The organism is Albidovulum sp. (assembly GCF_049646345.1).
Lineage (GTDB): Bacteria > Pseudomonadota > Alphaproteobacteria > Rhodobacterales > Rhodobacteraceae > Albidovulum.
This window is the reverse complement of record NZ_JBARVQ010000295.1, coordinates 1-6,374: the sequence shown is the minus strand read 5'-3', so window position 1 is coordinate 6,374 and position 6,374 is coordinate 1. Positions and strand designations below refer to the sequence as shown.

6 protein-coding genes are annotated in these 6,374 nt (G+C 64.3%); 4 read left to right on the top strand and 2 right to left on the bottom strand.

Features of this window, described 5'->3' with window-relative positions:
- The first annotated feature begins 19 nt into the window (after positions 1 to 19).
- The 3 genes from WBB85_RS07395 (at position 20) to WBB85_RS07385 (ending at position 3,596) form a co-directional block, all read left to right on the top strand.
- A complete protein-coding gene (locus WBB85_RS07395; RefSeq protein WP_432637981.1) occupies positions 20 to 1,240 on the top strand; it encodes an MFS transporter in 1,221 nt (406 codons plus the stop codon).
- Between the two features lie 166 nt (positions 1,241 to 1,406).
- Entirely contained in the window at positions 1,407 to 2,513 is a 1,107-nt protein-coding gene (locus tag WBB85_RS07390; RefSeq protein WP_432637980.1) for a glycosyltransferase family 2 protein, read from the top strand.
- Positions 2,514 to 2,636: 123 nt separating this feature from the next.
- On the top strand, positions 2,637 to 3,596 hold the full coding sequence (locus tag WBB85_RS07385; RefSeq protein ID WP_432637979.1) for a phosphoadenosine phosphosulfate reductase: 960 nt from the start codon (positions 2,637 to 2,639) through the stop codon (positions 3,594 to 3,596).
- Between the two features lie 11 nt (positions 3,597 to 3,607).
- Here WBB85_RS07385 and WBB85_RS07380 read toward each other — a convergent pair whose 3' ends face one another.
- Both WBB85_RS07380 and WBB85_RS07375 read right to left on the bottom strand, forming a co-directional pair.
- Complete coding sequence (locus tag WBB85_RS07380; RefSeq protein WP_432637978.1) at positions 3,608 to 3,913, bottom strand: hypothetical protein; 306 nt, start codon at positions 3,911 to 3,913, stop codon at positions 3,608 to 3,610.
- A gap of 121 nt (positions 3,914 to 4,034) precedes the next feature.
- Positions 4,035 to 4,892 carry a DUF2189 domain-containing protein gene (locus WBB85_RS07375; protein ID WP_432637977.1) on the bottom strand — a complete coding sequence of 286 codons (858 nt, stop codon included), beginning with the start codon at positions 4,890 to 4,892 and terminating at the stop codon, positions 4,035 to 4,037.
- Between the two features lie 365 nt (positions 4,893 to 5,257).
- Here WBB85_RS07375 and pyrC point away from each other — a divergent pair, with 365 nt between their 5' ends.
- Positions 5,258 to 6,298, top strand: coding sequence for a dihydroorotase (gene pyrC / locus WBB85_RS07370; RefSeq protein WP_432637976.1), 1,041 nt, complete (start codon positions 5,258 to 5,260; stop codon positions 6,296 to 6,298).
- Positions 6,299 to 6,374 lie beyond the last annotated feature (76 nt).

Below are 6,374 nucleotides of genomic sequence, written 5' to 3'. Positions count from 1 at the left end.
GCGACGGGCCTGAGCCGGAATGGATTTCCTGTCCCCCCTTGCCGACAGTCGCTTTGTCCGGCTGTTCGCGGCGCAGGTGACGGCCCTTCTTGGCACCGGATTGCTGACCATCGCGCTGGCCCTGCTGGCGGTCGATATTGCCGGGGCAAAGGGCGGTCTGGTCCTGGGCTTTGCGCTGACGCTGAAGATGATCGCCTATGTCGGACTGGCGCCCATTGCCAATGCGCTGCTCGGCGGGCTGCCCCGGCGCGAACTCATGGTCGCGCTGGACCTGATCCGGGCCGTGATCGCCCTGCTTTTGCCCTTCGTCAGCGAGATCTGGCAGATCTATGCGCTGATCTTCGTGCTGCAATCGGCCTCGGCGGCCTTCACCCCGACCTTTCAGGCCACGATCCCCGACATCCTGCCCGATGAGGCGACCTATACCCGCGCGCTGTCGCTCTCGCGGCTGGCGCAGGATATCGAGAACATCGCGAGCCCGGCGCTGGCGGCGGCCCTTCTGGTGCTGATACCGGCCTCGGCCCTGTTCTTTGGCACAGCGCTTGGCTTTCTGGGATCAGCGGCGCTTGTCTGGCTGGCCAATCCGCCGCGCCCGGCCGAACGGGCCAAGGCCAGCACATGGCAGCGGACCTTCGCGGGAATGCGGCTTTATCTAACCACGCCCCGGCTGCTCGGGCTGCTGGCGCTGACAATGGCGGCCGCGGCGGGAAGTGCCATGGTGATCGTCAACACCGCCGTCATCGTCGGCACGTTGTTCGAGCGCGGTCAGGCCGATGTCGCACTGGCCATGGGCGCCTTCGGGGTGGGGTCGGTTCTGGCCGCCCTCGCCCTGCCCCGCATTCTGGATCACCTGCCAGACCGGCCCGTCATGCTGGCCGGCGCGGGTGGCCTGTCGGTCACGCTGATCTTTGGCGCCGTCATACTGGCCCTTGCCCCCGCCTTCGGGGCAGGGCTTTGGCCTGCCTATCTAAGCTGGATGGCGGCGGCGGGCCTTTGTTACTCGGCCATTCTCACCCCGACGGGGCGGCTTTTGCGGCGCTCGGCCGATGCCGCTGAACGGCCCGCTCTCTTCGCGGCCCAGTTCGCGCTGTCGCATGCCTGCTGGCTGATCGCCTATCCGCTGGCCGGAATGCTGGGTGTCTGGGCCGGGATGACCACCGCGTCGGTCCTGCTCGGCCTGCTGGCGGCGGCTGCGGCATTGGCGGCCCGACAGCTCTGGCCGGGACCGGGGTCCGCCTGACCCGGCATTCTTTGCGACCGGGCAGGCCTGTGCTATGGCGTTTCGGGTTTTGTCTGAAACAGAATTCGACCCTTTCCCATTCGAATTCTGATACTTGATATCTCAACGCAAAACCGAAACGCTCTAACCATCGGTTCAACCGAGCCCTGACTGGCGAAAAGGCCCCATGTCCGAAACACCTCCCGGCACAGGCCCGGAACACTCCATCCTCGCCATCCTCACCGTCCGGAACGAGGGCGCGTTTCTGATCGACTGGCTGGCACATCACCGCGCGGCGGGGTTCACCGATTTCCTCGTCTTCTCAAACGATTGCGAGGATGGCACCGATGTGATGCTGGACCGCTTGCAGAAGATGGGCTGGCTGACCCATATCCGCAATGACGGGCCGCATGACAAAGGGCCGCAATGGTCGGCGCTGAAACTGGCGGATCGTCATCCGGCCAAGGCGCGGGCGGGCTGGGTTCTGTTCCTCGATATCGATGAGTTTGTGAATATCCATGTGGGCGACCGGACCGTGCCCGCATTGCTGGCCGCCCTGCCCGGGGCCACAGCGATCCCGCTGACCTGGCGGCTCTTTGGCAATGCGGGCATCCGCAATCATATCGACCGACCGATCCCCGAGCAGTTCACGCTGTCCGCCCCCGCCGTGATGGGCTGGCCCTGGCGGGCGGCGATGTTCAAGACGCTGTTTCGCAACGATGGCAGCTACGGCAAGCTGGGCGTTCACCGGCCGCGCCAGCCCGACCATGACCGGATGACGGATCAGCGCTGGTTCGACGGGTCGGGGCGCAGACTGCCTGCCACCTTTCATACGGGCCGCATCTTTTCTGACTACGGGCGCGACAACTACCAGCTCGTCCAGCTCAACCACTATCCGCTGGGGGCGATGGACAACTATCTGGTGAAATGCGACCGGGGCCGGGCCAACCGCGAAACATCCGCCTTTGACATGTCCTATTGGGTCGAGCGCAATTTCAACGTGGTCGAGGACAAGAGCATCGCCGCACTCTTCCCGCATTGCGAACCGATCCGTCGGGCCCTTCGCTCCGATCCGGAGCTTGCAGCCCTGCATGACGCCTCCATCACCTGGCGGCAAAGGCGGCTGGCCACACTCCTGGCGGATGAGAGCTATCGCTCGCTCTACGGTAGGTTGCTGATGACCCCGTCAAGCCGGGTCCTGTCGGTGGAAGAGCATCGATTCCTTGCGTCACACGCAGTTCGGGGGGCCAAACACACGCCAGAGGAAACAGATGCGGAACGTTCCCCCGATTGAGCAAATCGAGGGAAACAGTGAGCCCCGAAAAAGTTAACGAAAACAAGCATTCCGCTACGGCAATCTTGCCTGAACGCCCGTCCATTGATCATATCGAATCACTGGTGGGGGAAATGCTTGCTTATGCAGGGCGACGGTACACATACGAGTGGGCCGCGATCCGGGTCGCATGCCGAATGGTTCGACCGGGTCCGGCAGATTGGTGAAAGCGGGGGCTTTTTCAAGCGGCTCGGCGCGGCGCATGCCGCATTGTTTCATGACGATGGGCCGACACTGCTGGTGACGTTCGAAACGGTCACCGATATCCGAACGCAACAGGCAGACGAATTGCCGCTTGGCTATCACGTCGCCCGCGACCGGGGCTGGTCGCATCTTTGTGTCATTGCCGCCGAAGACACCTGGTACCGCGATCCCGCTGTCTACCGGCTGTTCGACCGGCTCGATGATGGCGATTTCTTCGATCAGTTCGATCAGGTCGTGTTCTACGGCGCGGGTATGGCCGGTTACGCCGCCGCTGCCTTTTCGGTCACCGCACCGGGTGCCACCGTCGTGGTGGCGCAACCGCAGGCCACGCTCGATCCCCGGCGCGCGGGCTGGGACCCCCGTTTCACGGATATGCGGCGCACATCCTTTACCGACCGCTACGGCTTTGCGCCCGACATGGTCGAAGGGGCACGGTCCGTCTATGTCCTTTACGACCCCGAACAGAACCTCGATTCGATGCATGCATCCCTCTTTGCACGGCCGCATGTCACGCTGTTGCCCTGCCGCAATCTGGGGCGCGATATCGGCACCGCACTGATGGAGATGCGGATCCTGCCCTCGGTCCTCTCAGCCGCCTGCACCAGCACCTTCGACGAACGGCTGTTCCGGATCTTCTACCGGGCGCGGCGCAACTACCGCCCCTATCTGGAGAATCTGGCGGCCAGACTGATTTCGGACGGGCGCCTTTATCTGGCAGCCCTGCTCAGCCGCAATGTCGCCAACCGCCTGAACGCGGCCGATTTCCGCAAGCGCACTTCACAGCTGGAACAGGACCTTGCCGTGATGGGCAAACGCCTGCCCCCGGTTCCGCACAAGTAGCGACACGCGCCTCAGCAGCTATAGGCGACGGCGTGCAACTGGTAGATTTCAGCGCCCGGCGATACTGGATCGAAAACGACGGTATTCGCGCCGGATTGCTGGGCATCGGCAAGAATACGGTTGCGGGCATAGCGCACACCCGGACTGGCGAGAATGCCGTAGGTGCCTGGGGTGGAGCGGATGTCACTGATGTAGCGGCATTGCGAGACTTCAGCGGCGGTCACTTCACGCATGCCCGAGACACCGGTAAGGCCGGGGTCACGGATACATGCCGTCAGGGGCGCGATGATCGCGGCGGCAAGAATGATCTGTTTCATGGTCTCAGGGCCTGCTCGTTCCGGGTGCTTTGGGTGCGCCTCTGCCCCGATTCTGCGCCGACCTGGCGCAGAGCGCAAGGGACCATGGCGGCAGGCCCGGGCCATCGGCGGAAAGCCCCGCTCAGGGCGCGACGGCACGGCGGTAAAGATGCCAGGTTGCATGGCCCAGAACCGGCAGCACCACGATCAGCCCCAGCAGCAGCGGGATCGATCCCAGCACCAGCGCCCCGGCGACAATCGCCCCCCAGATCAGAACGGTCACCGGGTTCTTCCGCGCGACCTCGAACGAGGTAATGACGGCGACCGGCAGGCCCACTGCCCGGTCGAGTAGCAACGGGAATGAAACAACGCTGCTGGCCAGCACCGCAAGCGCGAAGACCGCACCAAGGGGAATGCCGATGGCGATCATCGCCCAGCCCTCTGCGGTCGTCAGAACCTGATGCAGAAAGGCGGTCAGGGTCGCCGGAATATCAGGCCCCATCGTCATCATATGGACGGTATAGGCCGCAAGCAGCCACAGGAAGAAGACGCAGAAATGGGCGATGGCCAGCGCAAAGATCGCGCCGAAACGCGGCGAGTGGAGGACCGAGAAAGCATCTGCCCAGCCCGCCGAGTTGCCCGCCTCGCGCTTGCGGCTCATCTCGTAAAGCCCGACAGCCGCGGCGGGTCCGATAAGAGCAAAACCCGCGATCAGCGGAAAGATCAGCGGCACCAGATTGCGGTGATGGGCGGCCCAGACAAGACAGGCCCCGATGATCGGGTAAAGCAGGCAGGCCACCATCACATCGGTCCTGAAGGCCGAGAAATCGTTCAGCCCCAACCGCAAGGCGGCCCTGATATCGCTTGTGGTGATCTTTCTGACCTTTGGCGGTGCTGCGTGGTCACCGCCCAGTTCGCGCGCGACCTCGCCAATGTCATGCCCGGCAGCGCCCAGCATGCGCGCGCCCCAGGACAGCGGATTCCCGATCGTGTTGGCCATGGCTTTCCCTCCGCATTGCCATCAGGCAGCACCGACCGGTCGCCAAGACGGGCTTTCGCACCCGGATAGCGGGGCGGCACCGACGGGTTAACTCTACCACGATACCACGCGTGCCGCTGACACGATTGAGAGAGGACCGATTGCTGTTCCGCAAGTGGCCCCGGGACCTGATCGGGGCCGGGCGAAAGGGATTGCCGCCGCCAATGCGGGTAGAACCCCACACCCATTTCGGCCAACATACCGGTTGTCCCGGTCCCGGAGACAGGAAAAGCAAAGCCCCTGCCGGGCATGTTGCGATCAAGAAACTTCACACGGAGCGGCCCGAGACAGTGGAAACCCTCCGCCTGACGGTGTAGGGGCAGGCCATGACCACGACACTCACGCTCCGCCGCCCCGACGACATGCACCTGCATCTGCGCGATGGCGCGATGCTGGAAGCGGTCCTTCCCGAAACCGCCCGCCATTTCGCCCGGGCGATCATCATGCCGAACCTCGTACCGCCGGTGGTGACGGCGCGCGATGCCGTCGCCTATCGCGACCGGATCATCGCCGCCCTGCCGGGTGGCATGACGTTTGAACCGCTGATGACGCTTTATCTGACCGAGGCGACTGATCCGGCGGATGTTGCCGCCGCCCAGGCAAGCGGTCTGGTGAAGGCGGTGAAACTCTACCCCGCCGGGGCCACGACCAATTCCCAATCCGGGGTCCGCGATTTCGACAAGGTGCGGGGCGTGCTGGAAAAGATGGCCGAGATTGGCCTGCCGCTTTGCGTCCACGGTGAAGTGACCGATGCCGAGGTCGATATCTTCGACCGCGAGGCGGTGTTCATCGACCGCGTGCTCGACCCGATCCGCCGCGCCACGCCGGGTCTGCGGGTGGTGATGGAACATATCACCACCAAGGACGGCGTGGACTATGCGCGCTCGCAGGGCGACAATCTGGGGGCGACGATCACCACCCATCACCTGATCATCAACCGCAACCACATCCTCGCCGGTGGCATCAAGCCGCATTACTATTGCCTGCCGGTCGCCAAGCGCGAACGTCACCGGCTGGCCCTGCGCGAAGCGGCGACAAGCGGCGAGGCGCGGTTTTTCCTTGGCACCGACTCGGCCCCCCATGCCGATCACCTCAAGGAACATGCCTGCGGCTGTGCCGGCTGCTTCACCGCCACGAATACGATGTCGATCCTCGCCCATGTCTTCGAAGAGGAAGCGGCACTGGGGCGGCTTGAGGCCTTCACGTCCCTGAACGGCGCCGCCTTCTACGGGCTTGCCCCGAACGCGGCCCGCATCACGCTGACCAAGGGCGCCCCTGCCCGCTATCCCGCCAAGATCGAGACCGGCGCCGGGCCGGTCACCGTCTTCGACCCCGGCTTTCCGCTGCAGTGGCAAGTCGAGGATTGACCATTCATCTTGGCTAAAATACCTCCGCCGGAGGCTCCCGGCCTCGCCACCTGATGCCTCCGGCGGAGGTATTTGC